Annotated in this window: 20 protein-coding genes; 3 read left to right on the top strand and 17 right to left on the bottom strand. The window is 45.3% G+C overall.

Annotated elements, in window-relative coordinates; translation table 11 throughout:
- Window positions 1–46: 46 nt before the first annotated feature.
- The 9 genes from GYX26_RS07415 to ubiA form a co-directional block, all read right to left on the bottom strand.
- Window positions 47–796 (bottom strand): PhnD/SsuA/transferrin family substrate-binding protein, encoded by a 750-nt coding sequence (locus tag GYX26_RS07415; protein WP_174828725.1) that lies wholly within the window; start codon window positions 794–796, stop codon window positions 47–49.
- Window positions 793–1,284 (bottom strand): PAS domain-containing protein, encoded by a 492-nt coding sequence (locus GYX26_RS07410; RefSeq protein ID WP_238791249.1) that lies wholly within the window; start codon window positions 1,282–1,284, stop codon window positions 793–795. The genes GYX26_RS07415 and GYX26_RS07410 overlap by 4 nt, the downstream gene beginning before the upstream one ends.
- Window positions 1,285–1,515: 231 nt before the next feature.
- On the bottom strand, window positions 1,516–2,568 hold the full coding sequence (locus GYX26_RS07405; protein ID WP_174828724.1) for a pseudouridine synthase: 1,053 nt from the start codon (window positions 2,566–2,568) through the stop codon (window positions 1,516–1,518).
- A gap of 2 nt (window positions 2,569–2,570) precedes the next feature.
- Window positions 2,571–3,170 (bottom strand): SMC-Scp complex subunit ScpB, encoded by a 600-nt coding sequence (locus tag GYX26_RS07400; RefSeq protein WP_174828723.1) that lies wholly within the window; start codon window positions 3,168–3,170, stop codon window positions 2,571–2,573.
- Between the two features lie 50 nt (window positions 3,171–3,220).
- Entirely contained in the window at window positions 3,221–4,144 is a 924-nt protein-coding gene (gene ylqF, locus GYX26_RS07395; RefSeq protein ID WP_100113270.1) for a ribosome biogenesis GTPase YlqF, read from the bottom strand.
- A gap of 89 nt (window positions 4,145–4,233) precedes the next feature.
- Window positions 4,234–5,094, bottom strand: a complete 861-nt coding sequence (rapZ, locus tag GYX26_RS07390; protein ID WP_174828722.1) for an RNase adapter RapZ — start codon at window positions 5,092–5,094, stop codon at window positions 4,234–4,236.
- Entirely contained in the window at window positions 5,075–6,037 is a 963-nt protein-coding gene (gene hprK, locus GYX26_RS07385; protein ID WP_100089478.1) for an HPr(Ser) kinase/phosphatase, read from the bottom strand. The genes rapZ and hprK overlap by 20 nt, the downstream gene beginning before the upstream one ends.
- A gap of 12 nt (window positions 6,038–6,049) precedes the next feature.
- Complete coding sequence (gene ptsN / locus GYX26_RS07380; RefSeq protein WP_174828744.1) at window positions 6,050–6,505, bottom strand: PTS IIA-like nitrogen regulatory protein PtsN; 456 nt, start codon at window positions 6,503–6,505, stop codon at window positions 6,050–6,052.
- 150 nt (window positions 6,506–6,655) lie between these two features.
- Window positions 6,656–7,495, bottom strand: a complete 840-nt coding sequence (ubiA, locus tag GYX26_RS07375; protein WP_174828743.1) for a 4-hydroxybenzoate octaprenyltransferase — start codon at window positions 7,493–7,495, stop codon at window positions 6,656–6,658.
- 246 nt (window positions 7,496–7,741) lie between these two features.
- Here ubiA and GYX26_RS07370 point away from each other — a divergent pair, with 246 nt between their 5' ends.
- Both GYX26_RS07370 and GYX26_RS07365 read left to right on the top strand, forming a co-directional pair.
- Window positions 7,742–8,206 (top strand): histidine phosphatase family protein, encoded by a 465-nt coding sequence (locus GYX26_RS07370; protein WP_174828721.1) that lies wholly within the window; start codon window positions 7,742–7,744, stop codon window positions 8,204–8,206.
- A 41-nt stretch (window positions 8,207–8,247) separates the two neighbouring features.
- Entirely contained in the window at window positions 8,248–8,604 is a 357-nt protein-coding gene (locus GYX26_RS07365; RefSeq protein WP_174828720.1) for a YkvA family protein, read from the top strand.
- 57 nt (window positions 8,605–8,661) lie between these two features.
- On the opposite strand, the gene GYX26_RS07360 is transcribed toward GYX26_RS07365, so the two are convergent.
- From GYX26_RS07360 to GYX26_RS07325, 8 genes are all read right to left on the bottom strand, one after another.
- Window positions 8,662–9,384 carry a gamma-glutamyl-gamma-aminobutyrate hydrolase family protein gene (locus tag GYX26_RS07360; protein WP_174828719.1) on the bottom strand — a complete coding sequence of 241 codons (723 nt, stop codon included), beginning with the start codon at window positions 9,382–9,384 and terminating at the stop codon, window positions 8,662–8,664.
- 172 nt (window positions 9,385–9,556) lie between these two features.
- Window positions 9,557–11,149 (bottom strand): bifunctional aspartate transaminase/aspartate 4-decarboxylase, encoded by a 1,593-nt coding sequence (locus GYX26_RS07355; protein ID WP_100089473.1) that lies wholly within the window; start codon window positions 11,147–11,149, stop codon window positions 9,557–9,559.
- A gap of 31 nt (window positions 11,150–11,180) precedes the next feature.
- A complete protein-coding gene (gene aspT / locus GYX26_RS07350; RefSeq protein WP_100089472.1) occupies window positions 11,181–12,881 on the bottom strand; it encodes an aspartate-alanine antiporter in 1,701 nt (566 codons plus the stop codon).
- Between the two features lie 862 nt (window positions 12,882–13,743).
- Entirely contained in the window at window positions 13,744–15,303 is a 1,560-nt protein-coding gene (locus GYX26_RS07345; RefSeq protein WP_174828718.1) for a patatin-like phospholipase family protein, read from the bottom strand.
- 194 nt (window positions 15,304–15,497) lie between these two features.
- Window positions 15,498–16,976 (bottom strand): efflux transporter outer membrane subunit, encoded by a 1,479-nt coding sequence (locus GYX26_RS07340; RefSeq protein ID WP_174828717.1) that lies wholly within the window; start codon window positions 16,974–16,976, stop codon window positions 15,498–15,500.
- 31 nt (window positions 16,977–17,007) lie between these two features.
- Complete coding sequence (locus GYX26_RS07335) at window positions 17,008–18,135, bottom strand: ABC transporter permease (protein ID WP_174828716.1); 1,128 nt, start codon at window positions 18,133–18,135, stop codon at window positions 17,008–17,010.
- Window positions 18,136–20,925, bottom strand: coding sequence for a ribosome-associated ATPase/putative transporter RbbA (rbbA, locus tag GYX26_RS07330; RefSeq protein ID WP_174828715.1), 2,790 nt, complete (start codon window positions 20,923–20,925; stop codon window positions 18,136–18,138).
- Window position 20,926: 1 nt separating this feature from the next.
- Window positions 20,927–21,925, bottom strand: a complete 999-nt coding sequence (locus GYX26_RS07325; protein ID WP_174828714.1) for an HlyD family secretion protein — start codon at window positions 21,923–21,925, stop codon at window positions 20,927–20,929.
- 253 nt (window positions 21,926–22,178) lie between these two features.
- Here GYX26_RS07325 and GYX26_RS07320 point away from each other — a divergent pair, with 253 nt between their 5' ends.
- Window positions 22,179–23,036: a chorismate mutase gene (locus tag GYX26_RS07320; protein WP_174828713.1), complete on the top strand. Its 858-nt coding sequence runs from the start codon at window positions 22,179–22,181 to the stop codon at window positions 23,034–23,036.
- The last annotated feature ends 20 nt before the right edge of the window (window positions 23,037–23,056 follow it).

Genomic DNA, 23,056 nt, shown 5'->3' with positions numbered 1-23,056 from the left:
AACAAGTTGCGTTTTCAATTATAAAATAAAAATGGTTGCGACAGGTTTAATCGCGTAATGTTTCAATCAGGTCAATCAGCAATTCAGCTTCTTCTTTCTTCAATACGGCAAATCCGTCATTCAGGCCTAAATCTTCCAGTAACATTGCGCCAGCAGGCGTTTCATGCATGGAACTGAATGCATGCTGTAATGTTTCCAGCATACCGGCATTACGGGGATGCAATAAAATCATGTGATATAAATCATTGATTTTACTTTCAATTAATAGATTCAAACGGCTCAAGGTAATTGGAGTTAGTTTATGGTAGGCAGATGACATAAACAAACCAATATCACCCTCATGCTGAATGAGTCCGCGTGCCACTGCTGGGAATGATTCACTTTTAATCCATGTAAGGTCATGTTCTTCTATGTCGACGGCTTCCATTAAGCGCAAGGCAATGAGCTTAACATCATAATTTTCCGTACACAGAATCGACATGCCTGGCTTAATGTCTTGTATTGATTTAATTTCACTTTCTGCAGCGCTGGCAATTACCATTTCATCGAAACGGTTTACTGGACGTACTACAGGCAAATAGCCTAACTCACGAATCAGTTTGGAAGCATTAAATGGATTGGCATAAATGATATCAACATTATTGTTGTCAATTTCCTGCTGTTCTTCTTCAGTGTTACTGGGCATAAACAAATGCACAGGCGCATCTATCAACCGTTGCAGACGGGTATTGAGAAAATGCCAGCCTGCATAATATTTTGGGGGAAAATCAGGTGCAATCAGAAAATTAATAGTCATGAATTACCCCGTTCCTCTTTCATTAATCCCTCATAGAGACTCTGCATTTCCAATACCTTGCTACGTGATGGCTTACGTCGCACTGAAGTATAACCCTGAACGACACCATCACGAATATTGGGAACAATAGTGGCATATACCCAATAAAAGCCACCATCCTTGCGCAGATTTTTGACATAGCCGTGCCATTTTTTACCCTGTTGCACGGTATCCCACAAATCCTTGTAAGCCACTTTCGGCATATCAGGATGACGAAGAATATAATGCTCCGCACCCATTAATTCATTACGTGACCACCCGCTCATCTGCACAAATGCATCATTAGCATGTGTAATAATACCCTTCAGATCTGTCGTTGAGGTAATCAGACAGCCATCAGGGAACTCTGTTTCTATATCAGTACAATATACGGTGCGTGTTACCCCATCGTAATGTGTCAATTCAAATGTACGATGCTCAATTTCAGGCACCTGCATTGGTGAAATCATTATGACTCCATTCTCTTGAATGTGGACAACTAGGCAAACAATACAAAAGTCGATTTTAAGTATATATTGCGCCGATTAGCAAAAGAATACAAAGTATTTAATTAATTTGTGCATAAAACTACACTTTTTGTTGATATAAATCAACAAAACCAAAATTTAATGTAAAAAATTTACTACATTAATTAATCAGATATAACATATACTGGGGTAGCTATTTAATTAAATTGTAGGCTATCTGCTTACCTTTTTTCTTGCAGAATCAGATTGATACAGACCAGCCCATTTCATGATATTGGCCACCTCAAACTCATTAAATTCATAGTACTGGCCACGTTTCAGCCTTTTAGGTAGTGCAATCGGCCCGAAGCGCACCCTAACCAAACGGCTCACAGTCAGCCCCTGACTTTCAAACAGACGTCTTACTTCACGGTTGCGGCCTTCTTTAATGATAATGTTGTACCATCTGTTGGCACCCTCGCCACCTTGTTCCCACAAATGTTGTGCTTTGGCGATACCATCCTCCAGTTCAACCCCGTTGAGCAGGCTTTGTTTTTGTTCATCACTCAGCTCACCGAGAACGCGTACAGCATATTCTCTTTCTACTTCGAAACTAGGATGCGCGAAACGGTTTACCAGTTCGCCGGAGGTGGTCAGTATCAACAAGCCACATGTATTGATATCCAGACGACCAATCGCTACCCAGCGGCTGCTGGCAGTTTGTGGCAGCCGGTCAAAGATACTGACGCGGCCCTGAGGGTCATCGCGGCTGACAATTTCACCTTCCTGTTTGTAATACACCATAATACGTGGCAAGCGATCAGGCCATTTGATGTTAATGGCCGAACCGCGCACACTAACTTCATCGTCTGGGGTAATTCTGTCTCCTAATTGAGCCACTTTACCATTAACCCGCACCATTCCCTGGCTAATCCACTGTTCCATTTCACGCCGGGAGCCCACACCTGAAGCAGCAAGTGCTTTTTGTAGGCGCACTGGTTCCATTTTTTCCAGATTGATACGCTGTTCTTTCAGTACCCGGGCACGCTGTAAAATTTCCTGATTTGGGGTACGCTGAACCAGTTTTCTGGCGCGCTGAACTTTTACTTTGGCGCCGCCCTGTACCTCAGGCTGTGAGGATGCAGAGCGTACAGTGGATTCATTTTGGCGTTTAAAAGCAAATTTAGCTTTACCGGCAGTATGTCTGCTGGCAGTAGGCTTACTGCTTTTATTGGTCACACCATCACGTATCTGGCGCTTGGTTAATTTTTTGTTGGCTTGACTCATAGTTATACTCCTAATCCGTCATCAGACGGTTCTTCTGCGGTGGTTTGAGCCACGGCAGGTTCATTTAAATCGGGTAAAACCAATTCACCCAATTCTGTTAAAGGCGGTAGCTGGCTTAAATTTTCCAGCTGTAAATCACTTAAAAAAGTAGCTGTAGTGGCCCACAAATTTGGCCGCCCCACGCTATCCCGCTGCCCGATAATCTCTATCCAGCCTCGGTCCTGTAAGGTCTGTAAAACATTGCTGGAAACTGTAACACCGCGAATAGCTTCGATATCACTGCGTGCTACCGGTTGCTGATAGGCAATTATAGCCAATGTTTCCAGTACCGCGCGCGAATAACGTGGTGTGCGCTGCACATCCAGACTGGCCAACTGCGGATAAGCTGCACTGATTACCTGAAAACGCCAACCCTCTGCACTATGTACCAGATTCAGCGCCCGTTCCTGCCAGCGCTCACGCAGTGCTGACAGTATGTCACCTAATTCTTCTGCTGATAACGGCGGCTCCCTCAAGCTTGCTAATACCTGCTCGCTTAACGCCTCACTTTGGGTCAGTAATGCAGCTTCAATCAATGCTTCGATGGAAACAGAATGATTCATGGTTATGTGTTTCAACGCTTTAAATGCTGTTTTCAATGGACTATGTAAGATTAACCTTTACGAGCTGCTTTTTTGGCTGCCCGTTCAGCTTTAAGCTGCGCTTCGTGCTGCTGTCCCTTTTTCAGCCACACTGCCCATTGATTGGGTGTTTCCAGCGTGATACGGCCAATCAGCCCGTCACGGAAATCAGTAAGCAGGCGTTCAGCAGCTTTCTGGTAATCAATGCGTCCGCCGCTTAACAGGGCACCACGTTTTCTACCAATCCAGTCCAGCCAGTTGTCATCACGCCAGTGCGGACTTTCACTCAGGTCAGCCTGATAGCGCTGCTGAAGTAAAGGCAGATAATGCCGGCGCAGATAATCCAGTAATTCCAATGCTACAATTTCTTCATCCAACGCATTACGTCCGACAGCGCCACTGGCGGCCAGATTATAACCAGCCTCCTCTACAATAATTTTTGGCCACAACATCCCGGGGGTGTCGTATAACCAGAAGTCATCGGCCAGTATCAGCCGCTGCTCAGCTTTGGTAATACCTGGCTCATTGCCTGTTTTGGCACTGCGTTTACCCAGCATACCATTAATCAGAGTAGATTTACCTACATTGGGAATGCCACAGATAAGCACTCTTAATGGGCGGTCCAAACCATGACGGTTTGGCACCAGAGTGCGGCAGGCTGCAATAATCTTACTGGCTGCCTGTTTTTCTGATGCGTCCAGTGCCAGCACGTTGGTATTGGGCTGGGAACGGTAATCGGCCAGCCATAACTCAGTACGTTCAGGATCAGCCAAATCCTGTTTATTCAGAATTTTCAGTTTGGGTTTGTCACCAGACAGTTTTGCCAGTAATGGGTTGGCACTGGAAGCCGGTAAACGGGCATCCAGTACCTCAATGACCATATCCACGCTTTTAATCCGTTCGGCAATGGCTTTTTTGGCTTTGTTCATATGCCCGGGATACCATTGAATAGCCATAAACTGTCCTTGTCTGATACACAAAACTCTTATACAAAAAACACACAGGCAGCCTAATTTCAGGCTGCCTGAATAACTCACCGTTCTTATTATACCGTTTTTTCAGAATTATTAGTTAACTCTAACTGCCGGTGCCGCACCAGTACGCAATAGGCCTTTAATTGCTGCGCTAAAGCTTCCACGATATAAACTGAACGATGCTGACCACCAGTACAGCCAATACCGATATTAACATAGCTGCGGCTTTCTTTTTCCATCTGCGGTAACCAGCGCAGCAGAAAATCGGCTAACTCTGCAATCATTTCTGCCATCACTGGCTGCTGGGAAAAAAATGTCCTGACGGGTTCATCCAGACCGCTAAAGGGACGTAAGTGAAAATCATAATAGGGATTAGGCAGAAAGCGAACATCAAAGACAAAATCCAGTCCGGCGGGCACGCCATATTTATACCCAAAAGATTCCAGCACTACGCGCATCGGAGCCACGGGCAGATGCAGCCATTGCTGAATCTGCCGGCGCAATTGCGGCACATTCAGCAAAGAGGTATCAATAACATAAGCATATCTTTGTAAAGTGGACATATATTGCTGTTCAGCAGCAACGCTTTCACTTAAGGTTTTGTGTTCCTGTGCCAGAGGATGGCTGCGGCGTGTTTCAGAAAAACGGCGAAGCAATACCGCCGCGGAAGAAGTTAAAAACAGCAAATCAACCTGATGTTTTTGAGCACGCAAGCGGGTTACCAACTCCAGCACTTCAACCGGATTAAAGCGAGAGCGTATATCCACACTGACACCTAGCTGTGCCACATCGCTGGCAGCATAGTGTTCAATCAAATCAGGTAAAAGCTTTACCGGCAGATTATCCACGCAGACAAAACCAACATCTTCCAGTAAACGCAAAGCAATAGATTTTCCGGAACCGGATAATCCACTAATCAATACTATCCTCATGATTCACAGCATCCTCTTGCAGCATGGAATTATGACGATCCAGAAATTGCTTGGTACTGTCTTTTCCCCGCATCTGTAAAATGAAATTACTGACAGCAGCTTCTACCAGTACGGCCAGATTGCGCCCAACTGCTACCGGCAAGGTAACACTGCGAATAGATACGTTCAGAATACTTTCTGTTTCACTTTTGATACTCAGGCGGTCTATTCGCTGCATATGGCTGTCATCTGCCAGTACCAGATTGATTATCAGCTGTAACTGCTTTTTTGGTCGTACGGCAGTTTCACCAAAAATTGCCCGAATATTCAACACCCCCAAGCCGCGTACTTCAAGAAAGTCTTTCAACAAGGCCGGGCAGCGCCCTTCAAGCGTTTCTGGGCCGATACGATACAGTTCCACTGCATCATCCGCCACCAGGCCATGTCCGCGCGATATCAGTTCCAGCGCCAGCTCGCTTTTTCCCAGTCCGGACTGGCCGATAATCAATACCCCGACTTCAAAAACATCCAGAAATACACCGTATTTGACTGTAGATGCAGCCAGTACCCGTTGCAGATAAATGCGTAATACATCCATCAGAAAAGGACTTTCCGTCTTGGATGTCAGCAATGGTACATTATGCGTATGGCAATAATCACGCAACATGTATGGTACAGGCAAATCATTGGCAACAATAATCAGCGACATGGTTAAATCGAATAATTCATTGAGTGTGGTTTTAATTTCACCAGCCTCAATTTTATTCAGATATTCTACTTCAGCAATCCCGATTACCTGTACCTGATTGGGATGAATGAAATTCAGGTGACCAACCAGCGCCAGCACCGGCTTATCAGCATCAATACTGATACGATTATCCGCACCAGCCGTACCAGCAGACCACGCAAGTTTCAATTTGGTCTGATTGTCATGATATAAGCGCCGTACCGATATACTGGGCATGATAATTCGTCCTTATATCTGTTCTGCTACCAGTATTTCGCGCACACTTTCGGCACTGGTTGCGGATAACAGGGCATTGCGTACTGATTTCTGTGAAAATTTTCCAGCCAGTTCTGATAACACATTCAGATGTCTGGTTGAAGCATTTTCCGGCACCAGCAACACAAATACCATACTAACCGGCTGTTCATCCGGTGCATCAAAGGAGATGGGTGTTTGCAGCCGAAAAAAAGCGCCTACGGTATCTGTCACTGCGCCAGTACGACCATGAGGAATAGCCACGCCCTTACCTAATGCTGTAGAGCCCAGCTTTTCGCGCGCAAACAGACAATTAAACACATCTTCCTGAGAAAGACCTGCCTGTTGAGACAACAAGTGGCCGGCTTCTTCGAACAGGCGTTTCTTGCTGCTTACGTTCAAATCCAGAACCACATGTGAAACCGGTAAAATATCCCCAATTAAACTCATGCTCATTTTCAATTCCTATCAAATTGCACCATTGGCTGTAACAATCCGGCTAAGGATATATTTACTGCACCGAATAATGTGCAATTTATTCAAATACAATCAAATTACAAAAAATTTTGTTACTTGCCTGCTCAATACTGCTCTCAATCTTTACGCTTTACCCAGTAAGTAATGCAGTAATAGCCCAGTAAACCAGATGAGACCGATCCGGTTATTACGTACAAACATAGTAAAGCATACTTTACGGTCACGGGTACGGATTTTCAGCCACTGCCAATACTGCAAACTGAGTACCAGCGGCAAAGCCAGCCAGTACCAGAAACTGGCATGAATCAGCCAGCCAGCCAGAATCATCAGTACATCAAAGCCTGCATGGCACAGCATAGCCGCAGTAATATCATGTTCACCGAAAGTAATCGCAGAAGTATGAATGCCAATTTTCAGATCATCTTCTTTATCTGCCATGGCATAAATGGTGTCATAAGCCAAAGTCCATAACGTATTGGCCGCCAGTAAAATCCATGCAATCAGCGGCACATGATTGCTAACAGCGGCAAACGCCATCGGAATGCCAAACGAAAATGCCAGACCAAGATATAGCTGTGGTAAGGGAAAAAAACGCTTGGTAAACGGATACGTTATGGCAAGACACAGCGCCGGAATACTCATCATCCAGGTCAGCCGGTTCATAGGTAGCAAACATAGCGCCGCCAGAGCACACAACACCACAGTTAATGTAATTGCTTCTTTTTTTGTAACTTTTTTTAACGCAAACGGTCGCTGATTGGTGCGTTCAACGGCACCATCAAAATTGCGGTCTGCATAATCATTAATCACACAACCAGCACTGCGCATTAAAAATGTACCAATAGTAAACAACAATACGAGAAGTCCGTCCGGATGGCCATCTGCGGCAATCCATAATGCCCACCAAGTTGGCCACAATAGCAGTAATGTGCCAATTGGGCGGTCTATACGCATTAGTTGCATATAAATATAGAGGCGTTCCACAAGCCGCGAGCACTTTTTGTGCTCCAATTCCCCTTCAACAGAAAATCGATTCACACCAGTCTTTCAATGTTAATGCTTGATTAAAAAACACAAAGATAGTCTGTATAACATTGCCAGAACCATCAAGATGCCACTACTATCATATAGCTGTCTGCAAACCAAACAATTGTAACATAAGCATAACAGCTCACTGTATTTTGATGCCATTATCCGAAAGAGTAAGATATGGATTTAATTTTATGGCGCCACGCCGAAGCTGAAGACAACTGCGATGATCTGGCGCGCAGATTAACAAACAAAGGCCAGCAACAGGCTAAACTCAGCGCCCAGTGGCTACAGCAACATTTGCCTGCCAACTTTCAGGTTTATTGCTCTGAAGCAGTACGGACACAGCAAACTGCAAATTATCTTAACCAGCCTTTATCTGTACATAAATTACTTAATCCAGACAACCATCCGCTCAATCTGGCTACATTTCTGCAACAGCAGCCACCAACTGCTACCCAGATATGGGTTGGTCATCAGCCGTGGATTGGCCAGTTTTGTGCCTATCTGCTCAATGGTGTGTGGTTACCACAACAATTCTGGGCGGTAAAAAAATCGGCTTTCTGGTGGTTTGATATCCGTTTTTACCAGCAGCACCATCAGGCTCGTTTAAAAGTAGCCTTGTGTCCCACTGCTTTGAAGTAAACAGCATACAAATAAGCAATTAACACGAAAGCACAGATGCTATGAATTTCTTACCAAAAAGAGTGAATGTTCGCCATTCCTGGTTTAATGAGCAGGGCTTTTTAGCCAAGCTGGCCAAAAACGCCCTGCGTCTGGGCAAACCGGTTGCCGTACAGCTATATACCTTATATCTGCTGTTTAAATCACCTGAGACACCATTACGCAGCAAAATGTTGATTCTGGGTGCATTAGTCTACTTTCTTAGCCCGATAGACCTGATTCCCGATTTTCTTGGGCCATTCGGATTCACTGATGACATAGCAGTGATTACCATGGTGTGCAGGCAATTACAGACAGTCATTACACCTGCCCTGAAAGAGCAGGCTCTGGCGGCCATTGCACGATTCTTTCCTAAATAAAACACAATAAAATATTAAGCAGAATTTGTTTTTACACCAGATAATTTTCAGCTATCTTCATTGCTGCGTCTGGTATCGCTGCATAAATTTATCGAGAAAAACAAATAGCTGCTGATTCATTGCCGTGTAATCAAACAATTGTATTTCCCGTTCAGATTGTATAAAAGGGTATGTACCTGCATGATGTAAATCAGCTCTGGAATGTGCAATCAGTGCATTGATTGCTGCTGTATTCAGCTCCAAATGACATTGAAACCCATATACCAAAGGTGCATAACGCACAATCTGCCGCGGACAACCGGCACTGTAAGCCAGAATTTGTGCCTGTGGTGTTAAGCCCGGCATATCTCCATGCCAGTGCCCTACAGTTAACTCCTTACCAAAATGCGCAATAAGTTCATCAGTTAAACCTGCTGAGGTCAGATGTATCGGGAAATAACCTATTTCCTTATTGGGACTGGTTTCTACCATTCCACCCAGCGCCTGCCCTATTAACTGCGCACCCAGACAGATACCCAATACAGCTTTACCTTTGTCAACAGCATCAGTAATCAGTTTTTGTTCTGCATTACTATCAAAATAGCTGCATTCCTTAGTTGAGGTTAAAGGTGATTGCGGGCCACCCATAATAATCAGCATATCCAGATTCACGGCAGAATCTGGCAGTTGTTCGCCAAGATACAGGCGTGAATACGAAATGTGATGCCTTCTGCTTTTTGCCCACTCTTCGCAAGCTGCCGGGGCTTCAAAATCTTCGTGAATAATAAAATGTACATGCATTCCTACTCTCCTCCGTGGATTCGAATCAGCTTTGACAAGGCAAAACTATACCGTTTTAACGACCAGATATCGAACCTAAACAGGATTTTTATTTGCACATAAGAGCAGGCAAACACAATAGCACCGTACTTTGAAAAGTACGGTGCTGCTATTTAAGCTACAGTAAAATTAATTACTTGCTAGCTTTAAATTCTTCATGATATTCACCAGCCAGTTTGTGCAGTGAAGCACCGATAGCTTTGTACTGGTATTCATTCAGATTGGCTAAAGATACACGGCCAGATGGGTGGCGAACGGCAAAACCTTTACCCGGCAACAATACTACACCAGATTCATCCGCAATTCTGAACAGTAGTTCATTCGGATTTTTGGTTTTAACAACCCACTCGGCAAATTCATCACCATATAACTGGCGAGCAGTATCTTCCATATCCACCAGAGTATAGTAATCCACGCTGTTTTCATTAAACTCGTGTTTAATACCCAATTGTTTATACATGGCAGCACTGCGATTGCGAATCAACGCCATCAGAGCATCTTTATACTGTTTCTTGGTATCCATCATTTCAGCCAGAGAAAACAGTACCATCTGTACCTGTTGTGGTGTAGACAAACCAGCGGTGTGGTTCAGCGCCACGGCACGGCTGTCTGCAACCATACGGTCGATCAGTTTCAGTTTTTCCGGTTCAGGAGTAATAGACAGATAGCGTTTGTGCAATACCTGACGTTCTTCTTCAGGCAGTTCTGCAATTTTCTTGTCCAGTACATTTTCTTTGGCCATGGCAATTACGCCCAAGCGCCAGCCAGTAGCACCGAAGTATTTGGAGAAAGAATAAACCAGAATAGTGTTGTATGGACACAGCGTGAACAGAGATTCAAAGTTCTCAGCAAATGTACCATATACGTCGTCGGTCAGAATGATCAGGTCTGGACGTTTTTTCACGATATCAGCAATAATTTGCAGACTGCGATCATCCATTTTCACTGAAGGCGGATTGGATGGGTTAACCAGATAGAATGCTTTGATTGAAGGGTCTTCCAATTTGCGCAATTCGCTTTCAGGGTACTGCCAGTCCAGTTTCGGATCAGCATTGATCAGCACTTCTTCCAGTTCATAATCGTTCAGTTCAGGGATTTCCAGATAAGGCGTGAAAATCGGTGCACCCAGAGCAATCTTGTCACCGTGACGAATCAAACCATTCTGTTTTAGTGAGCTGAAAATGTATGCCATCGCAGCAGTACCACCTTCTGTTGCAAACAGGTCGATGTCGTCATTACTCATCGTTTTGGCACCCATTTCTTCCAGAATATAGGTCTTAACGATTTCTTCAGACAGACGCAACATACGGTCTGGTACTGGATAATTACAGCCCAGGATACCTTCAGTCATTTCCAGCAGAAACTGATGCTGGTTGTAACCAAGCTGGTCACGTACATAAGACATGGCTTTGCTCAGGAAATCCACACCCGGATTGTGGCGGTTGCGACGGATAAAATCGTCAAAGCGCGCCATCAAATCATCTTTGAAAGGCATACCACCGATATTCTGATCCAGGAAAGAGAAAGAAATTTCAGACTCTTCAGTGGCAAACAGACCTAATTCAAAAAAAGCATTGCGGGGCAAAGTAGCCAGAAAATTAGGATTGCCACGACCAGCATTCAGCATCATGCGATCATTGCGGCTCTGTGCCAAGTCAATCAAATGGTTTTTCAACTCAAATGGACTTAAATTAGCATATTTTTCAAAATCATGTTTTGAAGTCATAACGGTTTCCTCAAGAAATTAAAAGCACATATCAGACAAGAGCCACAATCAATGGTCCTAACAATGTCAGGAACACATTGGCTAATGCATATGTAACGGCAAATGGAGTAGTCGGAATAGCATTACCTGCTTTATCCAGAACTTCACCAAATGCAGGATTGGCACTACGTGAACCTGATAAAGCACCAGCAAACACTGCTGCATTATCATAACGGAGCACATAGCGACCAAAGAAAATAGCCAGAATCATCGGAACCAGAGTAACCACGACACCGATTAAAAACAGAGTCAACCCATGTTCTTTAATAGTCGTAATTGCCTGTAATCCAGACTGCAAACCTACTACAGACACGAAACCAGCCAAACCAAAATCTTTCATAAACTGGGAAGCGGCAACCGGCATATTGCCAAAGGTCTGTTTGCGGGCACGTAGCCAGCCGAAGAACAAACCAGACAACAGCGCACCACCACCAGCACCCAAAGTAATCGGGATATTGCCAACACGAACCACTACCCAACCGATAATCAGGCCAAGCACAACACCCAGACCGTGATAAGCCCAGTCAGTTTTACTGTTAACAGTAATCGGCGCGCCAATAATATGAACGACACGATTAATATCACTGGTAGAACCGTAAATGGTCATCACATCGCCCAGCTTGAATTCTGTATCAGGAGTGATATCCAGCTTTTGACCGTTGCGATGCAACGCAACCAGATAGATACCGTGCTGAATTTCAAAGTCATTGTCACTCAGATGTACTTTAGAACGGATTTCAGCCATGGTTTTATTGGCATACTCAGGATTGCGGAATACCACATCCTTGGTATCAACAATCACTTCCAGACCAGGTTCTGAATCCAGCTCACGGCCAAATAAAGTGCTGACAGAAGTAACAGCTTCACGACGACCAACAATCAGAATAATGTCATCCGCTTTCAGCACAGTAGACGGCGTGCAATCGATCAGATTGCCATGACGTTTAATGCGTTCGATGGTAATACCCAGATTTTCAAGCTCTATATCCTTAATGGTTTTATGAATATCACGTTCAACCACATAGATACGGCCAACCATCTGCGTAATTGCCATCCCCTGATTGCCTTCCAGTGCCATGGCACCTTTCAGTTGCTCAGCTTCGGCAGCTACCGCATCATCGCGAATATCGCGTCCCATGACTTTTGGCAGCACATTCATACAGATAATGATTGCACCCAGTGAACCAAAGATATAAGTTACCGCATAACCAATGGCCACATTAGCCTGCAATTGCTGCAATTGGTCTGCTGGCAGCCCCATGTGTGTCAAGGCATCAGCAGCAGTACCCAGAATGGCTGACTGAGTTAAGCCACCAGCAGCCAGACCGGCAGCCAGACCTTTATCGAGATGGAACAGACGTGCCATAATCATCACCGTGATAAAACCGGTAATGGCAATGAACAGCGCCAGAAAGATTTCACGCAGGGTTTTTACGCCCAGTGAACGGAAAAACTGGGGACCACTTTCATAACCCACAGCATAAATAAATAAAGTAAACAGCAATGCTTTAAGACCAGAATCAATGTGAACATTGAGCAGACTTAAAACTACTGCCACCAACAGAGAGCCAGCAACCCCGCCGAGCTGAAACTTACCAAAGCGAAAACTGCCCAGTAAATAGCCCAGACTTAACGACAGAAACAGCAGAATAACCGGCGATTCCTGAATATTAGTCAATACCCAATTCAACATATGTCTACCTTCTCCTGAAAGAACGAAGATTAGTGTGCGCTTGTGCGATTTTAATTTTTGTCTTTATTTTCATGGGTATGAAAATAAATGATAACTTTGGTATTTTGTTAACACCAAAAGCATATAATTAAATTAAATAATCACGTTTAAGTCATATGTAAGAACAATTTCACACTTACCGCAAAAGGAGACATAAGTAACTTTTTGATTGATTTAAAAGAAAAAAGTTAAGAATGTGTTTAGAAAAATTCATTAATATACTAATGAAATTAAAAAGTAAATTATGCTATAACTATAATAATTATGAAATAACCCAATAATGTTATATTTAGCATACAAATAAAATAATCCATTTTATTTTAAATATATTTATATAGATTGCATATATTATTATTAAACTATATAAATGCATTTCGCAACATGAGCAACAACTCATAACATATTGAAATAGTAACAAGAATCTAAATTAAAAAACCGGCTATGTCTGCCTGATTCCGTGGCTATTTTACAACAGAATCCATTTTTTCCTAAAAAAAATGAAAATAAAATTAACATAAATTGCAAATTAAAAAATTTACTTCAGCATGTGGTTAACTGATTCCATTCTGCTACACAAAATTTACACAAAAATAATTGCAAACCTGCCAGCCACACCCCCACCCACAGATAACAGCCATGCAGAGAGTCGGAGCGGCAAGTGGGCGATTACCAGCAAAGAAAGCAAAAAAGCCTGAAAAAAGCTTTCAGGCTATATAAATAATGATTTTTATATAAAACTCATTGAGTAATGGCAAAAGGGTAACCACAACAGATGCACACTTATTCGGTAACCCACTTTATTTGTTTAGTCAGGCCAGATAAATCAGCGCAGCAACGGTAGCGATTCAGTATTGATAAAATTGACTACATTATTTAAATCATTTTGTGGATTATCAACCATATCAGAATTTTTGGTATCCGCTGCTGTATCAGAATCTGCATCAGATGCTTCATCATCATACAGAGTAAATGATTCCGTCTTAGGTGCTGAAGATGGCACACCAATATCTTTAATCAGCCGCTGATACTCGGGAGATTGTGTCAACAACTGTTTAGCAGCCTTGCGCAAATTATTGACCTCACTATGAGCCAAATAAAATGTAGTCGGAATATGAATTACTTTTTCTCTCAAAGGTGAAGGCGGTAAATCCAGCAAATTCACACTAATATAATAGACACGTGGCGTACTCTCACCACGGTTCTCGTTCCACCATTCAGTATATTTTTGAAACTGACGCTGCGTATCTTCCGAATACTTCTCAATCGGAATACTGGTCAACGCCCTGACTACATCTGCCGTACCCGGGACACTGGCACTACTGTCAATTTCATTTTTTCGCTGCGACTGTGCATTGACATTAATAATAATGATTTTATGAATGTTCGCCGATTCCAAACGGTCGTACAGGGTTTTATTACTATATAGTTCTGTCGTATCCAGCAGGCTGCGCAAGCCAAGATTATCAGTCAGTCCGCCATCCAGCAAGTGAATATAAGGTCGTTTCTGGCTATCCTGATACTGTTTCAGATTGGCACGGTAAACTGCGCGCGTCTGGGCACGAAACGCTGTGGTACCAGTGGCATCCGCAGTATTGGTGTCCACCATATCATTTGGCAGCTGATAGTGGCAGTTGCCGCCATTGTTATTCAGTGTTACCGGAGCAAATACCAACGGTACCGCGCTGGAAGCAGCCACTGCCCGTGCAATAGATACCTTGGTTAAATCCAGACAGAGCACATCAAAATATTCCTGAGTAAAATCCAGCCGGCTGCCCAGACTCATATCCGTGGCACTAATCACAACAAACGGCCCCTGACGTTTATTATTTAAATCGGCATAGGTAGCACCATGATATAAATGTAAATCTAGCTGCTCCTGCAACAAATCCCCGCGACCAAACTCAGGTGAAGCCAGCCGCGACCAGTTTGCCATCGAAAAAACCTGCCCGATAAGCATTTTCTGTAAATTCTGATTGAGAAAATTATGCTCAAATCTGGGAATCGTTTCTGCACCATGCAGGCCAAAATAAGTAGCCAGTACAGAACCACCAGAAATGCCATAGGCCACATCCACTGTATCCAGCAAGCTGGTTTGCCGGCCGCCTATTTTCACCTGCTGCTGTTTCAGCGTTTCAAGAACGCCATAGCCAAAGGCCGCTGCACGTGTGCCGCCACCAGAGAACATAACAATACCGATTACATCGTCACTTTTATGTGCATTATTGTTTAATAAAGCATTTTGCAGACGATAGCCCTTATTTTCATTAATATGATCAATCGTTGCCACCGGCTGATATTGCAAAGTAGCACAGGCATTCAATCCGAATACAATAATCAAAGTTAGCATCAGCCATATTGTGGATCGAGTAATACACAGCGGCATATATGGCTCCCAGATCAAAAAAAGCGTATTAAAATATTCCGTTCAATAATCAATAGTACTATTGATTATTGATTAAAGTGCCAGTGTAACATTGTCACCACTATTCAACCTTATCAGCCCTGCTTTGTAATTATATTATCAAACTATTAAATTACCGATGCAGTCCGGAAACCAAATCCGGTTGCGCGTATTGGCTATTCTGCTTCACTACCCTGCCAGCCGCCGCCAAGTGTCTTATACAGATTCACCAGATTACGCGCTTCTTCCAGCCTGCCCTGAATCTGTTTGTCAGCCAAATCCTCCGCATTCAAACGTGCACGTAAACTGCGATCCAAAGTCATATTGCCAAAGCGAAACAGTTTCTCGGCTGCACTGGCCTGACTGGCTGCCTGCGCTTGCGCCTGATGCATTAACTGGGTTTGCTGGTACAGGCTGAACTGCATCTGATAGGCATTATCTACTTCGGCCAGCGCCTGCAAAATCATATTATCATACTCGGCAATGGCTGCCTGTAGCTGTGCATCTGCTCTTTCGATATTGTGTTTAATCCGGCCGGCGGTGAATACCGGAATTGTCATACCGGCATCAAGCAAGCCACCAACATTTTTTAAATATGATGTGTTGTTATTTAAATGTATCTGGCCAGTTTGCCACAAAAAATTAAGTGAAAAGCGCGGTAGTCGATCTGCTTTAGCACTGGCCAGCCCAGCACTCATCGCTTTCACCACATTTTCCTGAGTACGGATATCCGGCCGCCGGGTAATGACATCTAATGGCAACTGCCCAGCAGGTGCAGAAGGCAAATGCTGAAAAATGTCCAGAGACGCAGGAGCAATAGTAAAGCCCTGCGGTGGCTGGCCGGTTAATACCGCGATATTGCGCTGATACACATCTGCCTGAGCCTGATAAGTGGCAATCTGTGCCTGCATACCGGCCAGTTTGGCGGCAATTTCCCTTACATCATAAGCCGTAGTCTGGCCAGCACGAAAACGGCCAACTGTATAGCGCTGCAATTCTTTGAGCGTAGCCACACTGTGTTCACCTACTTTCACACGCTGCTGCATGGCACGCATTTTCAGATAATTATCAGCAATCTCACTACTGAGCAGCATCTGAGCACCATGCCAGCGTTCTGTTTCGCTCAGACTCAGATAATGCATTTCATCAGCATCACTGCGCTTCTGGCCGAATACATCCGGTTCCCAGCTGGCAATAAAACCCGCCTGCACTGTATTGCCATGCAAGCGACTGCGATTGGCACCCAAAGGTGAACCAGTCGCCTGTAAATAATCCTTGGTATTACCGATTCCCGGCAGATCAAGGTCTTTAAGCGCATTGGCACCGTTGTAGCGGTGCAAGCCGCCACTGCTTTCTACCTCAGCCTGCGGGCTAAGATCAGACTCCGCTATAGCTGCACTGGCACGAGCTGAAAGCATATTCTCTTTCATCTTGGCCAGATTACGGTTATTTTTTAAACCCGTATTAATCAGATCATTCAATACCGGGTCTGGCCAGCTCTGCCACCAGCGGCTGATGTCTGCCGTACCGCGGGCAGTAGCATTTTGGTCAAACTGCTGTGGTACACCCACGGTGGATTTCACCTGAATATCAGTTCTGCCACAGCCTGCCATTAACCCCATAGCCAGTAATACCGGCAACCATGTTTTATTCATCACCTTACTTCCCGAAAAGCTAGTGCAACCATTATGAATGCTGCGCCAGCATGCCACGAAAGCGCGACAGAGCCAAAGCCAGAAACAGCGCACCCATGATTGTCATCATCATTATTTTCGGCCAGACAATATCCAGCCCGGCATTGCGAAACAGCACATCCTGACTAAACTGAGTAAACTGAGTTTCTGGCGAAAACCAGGTTATATACTGAAAAAAAGCCGGCATGCTCTCCAGCGGCGATTCCGAGCCTGAAAGCAAACGCATCACCACATATATCGGCAAACACAGCAAACCGAATTGCGGCATGGTTGGCGCCAGCGTTGCAAACCAGATACCCAGCGAAGCCACAGAAAACAGATAAATCAACATACCCAGACTAAACAAAAACACCGAACCATTAATCGGAATACCCAGCCAGCCCTCAATCACCAGCCAAAGCGACAGCAGAGAGGCCACCGAAATCACCGCACCATTGGCAAAAATCTTGGCCATGACAATTTCACTGGGGTGTACCGGCATTACCAGCAACTGCTCAATCGTCCCGTGCTCACGCTCACGAATTACCGCTGCACCAACCAGAATAATTGCCAGTAAAGTCAGATTCGATATCACATTCATCGTAGCGATAAACCATGAAGATTCACCATTGGGATTAAACTGGATATTCAGCACCGGAGTCACCGGCGAATATTCAGTCGCCACCGGCTGGCGCAAAAACGAGCGTGTCTGGGCATCAATTATCTGGCTTAAATAATTAAAGCCAATCCCGGCCTGAGTTACCGAAGTGGCATCAGCCAGTACCTGAATGGTAGGCGAACGCCCTGCCACCACATCACGTTCAAAATTAGCCGGAATATCCAGCACAAACACATAATCGCCCTTGTCCATAGCCGCCTCAATTTCCTCACGCTTTACCTCCACCGGCGGCTTGAAGTATGGTTCCAGCAAAGAATCACGAATCCGGTAAGACAGCACACTGTGGTCGGCATCCATTACCGCCACAGAAGCATGTCGCACTTCCGTAGAAATACTGGTGGCCACAGAATATATGGCTACAGACAATACCACCACCATCAAAGCAATCAATACCACATCGCTCAGCAGACTTTTCAGTTCTTTAATACTCAGTACCCACACATTCTTAAACCATTGCAGCATCTATACCTCCTGCTTTTTTAACAAGCAGCCGGCCAAAAATACATACACCAGACAGAATGCCAGCAATACCAGATAATAGTTAACGAAATCCAGAAAGCCCAAACCTTTAGTAAAACCGCCCAGACTGATTAACTGATACCATGCAGTGGGAAAACTCCAGCCAAACCAGTAATTCACACCAGTTAGCGTGGATAAGGGATAAAGCAGACCAGAAAAATTCAGCGCCGGAATCAGTGATAAGATAGCAGAACCAAAAATCGCGGCCACCTGTGACTTAACAAAACTGGAAATAAGTAAGCCAAAAGCAGTGGCGGCACAAATCAGCGCCAGCGCCCCCAGACTCATGGCAAAGAAACTGCCACGTACCGGTACACTCAGTACTACTACCGCCAGCCACACCAGAATCAGATAGCTGATAAAGGAAACAAACACATAGGGTATCTGCTTGCCAATCAGAAACTGCCTTACCGAAGCCGGAGAAGTATACAGATTGGTAATTGAGCCAATTTCCCGCTCGCGCACCACACCCAGCGCCGTCATCATAACCGGTATCAGCATCATTGCCATCATAATCATGCCAGGTGTTATCGCAAAAATACTTTTAAAATCCTGATTGTATACATAGCGCGGCGCAATCTGCGCATTAGGCTTGAGTGATACCGGCAAACCTTTCTGAGCCCATTCAGCCGTAGCATAGCGGTTCAATATCACCAGAATAAAACTTTTAATATTTTCCGCCATAAACGGCATGGTACCATCTACATAAAACCCCACTTCCGGCTTATCACCACGCAGCAAATCGCGACCAAAATGCGGGGGAATATCAATAACCAGTCTGGCTCGCGAAATTTTCAGCGTTTGGTCAACTTCACTGGCATCATGCAGATTACCGGTAAAGGTAAAATAGCGCGAACCGCGAAAATGTTCGATTAACGCACGGCTTTCCACCGTCTGATCACGATCCAATACCGCAAACTTTACATGCTCTACATCAAAAGACACCGACCACGCAGCCATCATCATTAAAACAACCGGCCCGAACAAAGCAAAAAACAGGCGAATTTTATCGCGCAGCAACTCCTTGCCTTCACGTACAGCAAACGTCCATACCGTCCGTAGCCAGTAAGTAAGACTATCAACATTCATTGTCTTGCCAGCAGTTTGCGCCAGTTTGGTTTCCTGAGGCGGATTCTGCTCGGCAGTTGCTGGCTGGTTATTCTGATTTTTGTCTACCGCTTCCTGCAAATAATCAATAAATGCTGTTTCCAGATCATCTGTATTCTTATTGGCACACAACTCAGCAGGCGTACCAATAGCCAGTACCCGCCCCTGATGCATAAACGATATTCGGTCGCATCGTTCTGCCTCATTCATAAAATGTGTCGATACAAAAATAGTGGTGCGATTATGCCTTGATAAATCAAGCAGATGATGCCAGAACATATCTCTGGCCACCGGGTCAACCCCTGATGTTGGTTCGTCCAGAATCAATACCTGCGGATGGTGCAGACAGGCCGCAGCCAGTTGCAAACGCTGCCGGATGCCCAAAGGCAGCTGACTGGGCTGGATATCAGCAAATTCAACCAGATCAAACTGCTGTAAAGACTGCTGAACCGAAGAGCCAATCTGCGCCGTATCCATACGATATAGCCGAGCAGACAAAACCAGATTCTGCCGTACCGTTAATTCCTCATATAAAGAAAACGACTGCGACATATATCCAATTTTCATGCGCGTCGTCATATCATCGGCATCAACTGTGTGCCCAAGCAACTGGGCAGAACCCGAGCTGGCGTCCAGCAAGCCTGTGAGCATTTTCATGGTTGTTGATTTACCGCAACCATTCGACCCCAGAAAACCGAAAATCTCACCACGCTCAATCGTAAAGCTTACATTATTTACTGCAACAAAATCCCCGAAACGCTTGGTTAAATCTTTCGCCTCAATAGCCGGTGGTGAATCCTTATCGGGTACAAACGGCGTTAGCTGTAAACTGCCGGCCTTATCCTGCTTCGACTCAGGCAGCATTTTCACATAAGCCTGTTCCAGCGTATCCGTATGCGTCTCTTCCAGAACCTGCTGCGTCGGTGCATTAACAATCAGGCGGCCATCATCCATTGCCAGCAGATATTCAAAGCGCTTGGCTTCATCAAAATAGGCAGTGGCCACAATCACCGTCATATCCGGATTTTCCTGCCGCAATTGATCAATCAACTGCCAGAACTGCCGTCGTGATAACGGATCAACCCCCGTAGTTGGCTCATCCAGAATCAGCAACTCAGGATTATGTACCAGCGCACAGCACAGGCTTAACTTCTGCTTCATCCCGCCAGACAGCTTACCAGCCGGCCGGTCGGCAAAAGGTGTCAGCCCCGTAGCCTGCAACAAACGCGCAATACGCTCATGCCGCATCGCGCCACGCAAACCAAATAAGCGCGCATGGAAATCAACATTTTCATTAACTGATAAAGTCGGATACAGATTCTGACCAAGCCCCTGTGGCATAAATGCAATACGATGACTTAGCAACTGACGGCTGTGCTTATCCGTCATGCTGTCACCAAATACCAGCACCTCGCCCTGCTGAATAATCTTTACACCAGCAATCAACGACAGCAAAGTCGATTTACCTACCCCGTCCGGTCCAATCAGACCTACCGTGGCACAGCGCCGGATTTGCAGTGACACATCGCGCAACGCCACCGTCTGCCGGTATTGATGGGACACATGGCGTAAATCAACAGCCCAGTTTTCTCCTGTCGCAGCCTGCTCTTTGGCAGTACTCTCCATCTCAGGCACCTTTGGCTGATTGTTTCATACTGGGTAGATTAACCTGCCACTGCTGCGGCCATGCCTTACTGTTATCTAAACGGATATAGCCGTTACCCGTTAAGCCGCCTTTGAGCAAACCACTGTATTGCAACGCAATCTGTGGCGGAATTTTTAGCTTGACCTTATACATCAGCTTTTGCCGCTCGTTCAGCGTTTCCACAAACTTGGGCGTAAATTGTGCATTGGAATCAATAAAATCCACTTTTGCCGGCCAGACTGCATTCATCCCGTCCAGAATAATCCGTGCTTCATCCCCAAGCTTCAGCTTACCAATAGTATCCGTGGGCAAATATACCGACAACGTCACATCAGTTGGGTCTAGCAGCGACACAACCTTATAGCCTTCGCCCAGCACATTACCGGCTTCAGCAATACGATACTCAACCCGACCGGCTTTAGGCGCCCGAATCAGCATATCGTTGTTTGCAGAAGAAGTAGCATCAATTTGCGCCTGCGCCTGTTTCACCGCAGCCTGTGCCTCAGCGCGTGCTGCCTGCGCCGCTTTAACTTTAGCAATAGCCGCATCGCGGTCAGCCAGACGCCGGCGTAATTCCGGCGAAGATACCAGCTCATCAGATCTGAGCTGGCGCGTATTATCCAGATCCATCTGCGCAACTTTATGTGCCTGTTGCTGGGCAGCAATTTCCGCTTCTGCTTTAGCCACATTTTCCTGCGCGCGCAGCTTATCCGCACGCGCAGCCGCCAGCTTGCTACTGGTCTGATCAGATGAAAGCTCAGCCAAAACCTGATTTTTGGCTACAATATCACCCTCATCCACTTTCATTTCCACTACCCGGCCAGCATATAAAGTAGCCACATCCAGCCGTTTTAACTCCATGCGACCATTGCCACCAGCAAAACCATCCGGTAAAGCAGTATGACTGCGCATATTAATCCATACCGCCAGCCCCACCAACACCAGTACCACCAACACAAACAACAGTCTTCTTATTTTCATTTATCTATTCCTGATTATTGAACTGTTTTACTGGTTTCGCATCACGAAACTCGCCGAATTTTACTCACGCAAGTTAACACATAAAATAAAGTCACATTTCATCAATAACAATAGTTTACTATCACTGTTGCACTCTTACCATAATAGCTGACACCCTAAACAGACAGGCTTAATTCTGATTCCTACCAATCGCCACTTGTCAGCATCCTGATTTTTTCTGACAATCAGAACACTGCTCTCAAGGACTTCCGACATGATTATCGTAATGCAGCGTCAGGCAACAGCAACCCAGATCAACAACGTCATCACCTTTATCCGCCAGCGCGGATTGCATGAACACATATCGCACGGCGAAGAACGTACCATTATTGGCGCAGTTGGCGACGAAAGAGTATTTGAACCACGCGAGCTTGAAGCACTCGCCGGCGTTGAAAAAGCATTGCGCATACTACAGGACTGGCGCATCATCAGCCGCGAAACTCAGCCGCAGGACACCATCATCACCGTACGCGGCCAACAATTCGGCGGCCAGCACTGTCATCGGGTAGCCAGCACCACCGGCTTACAACTTCCAGAAAACAACAACATATTTATCGACCCTTTCTACCAGACTGCCTCACCCTATACACCACCACAGCAAACAGGCACTAACGTGCTGCAACAGATTACACAGGCACATCAGGCCAATAAATCCGTCTGGTTACGTATCAGAGATGTGCGCCAGCTCGAACCTGCCTTACAGGCAGAAGCAGATATTATTTATCTGGGCGGAGAACTGATGTCCAACCGTACCCTGCTCAATGAAGTAGGTTGTCTAAATATCCCGGTAGTATTGTGCAAAGACAAACATCATCAGGTTGACGACTGGCTGATTGCTGCCGAACACATCGCCCTCAAAGGCAACCATCACCTGATGCTGGGTGAAGCCGGAACATTAAGCCTTGAACGCAATGCACCATACAGGCTCGATGTAGAAGCCATTGTTAAGGCCAGACAAATTACCCATCTACCGATTGTTGCCAACATTTCCCATCTTGCCCATGCCTATATGAACAGCGCAACACTTATGCAACTGGCGCAGGCAGCAGGCGCCCATATCATCATCTACTAACTGGACAATAAGTCTAAAAT

The organism is Snodgrassella sp. ESL0253 (genome assembly GCF_013344965.1).
In the GTDB taxonomy this organism is placed as follows: domain Bacteria; phylum Pseudomonadota; class Gammaproteobacteria; order Burkholderiales; family Neisseriaceae; genus Snodgrassella; species Snodgrassella alvi_B.
Note: the sequence above shows the minus strand (reverse complement) of the source record. Positions and strands in the feature narration are given on the sequence as shown.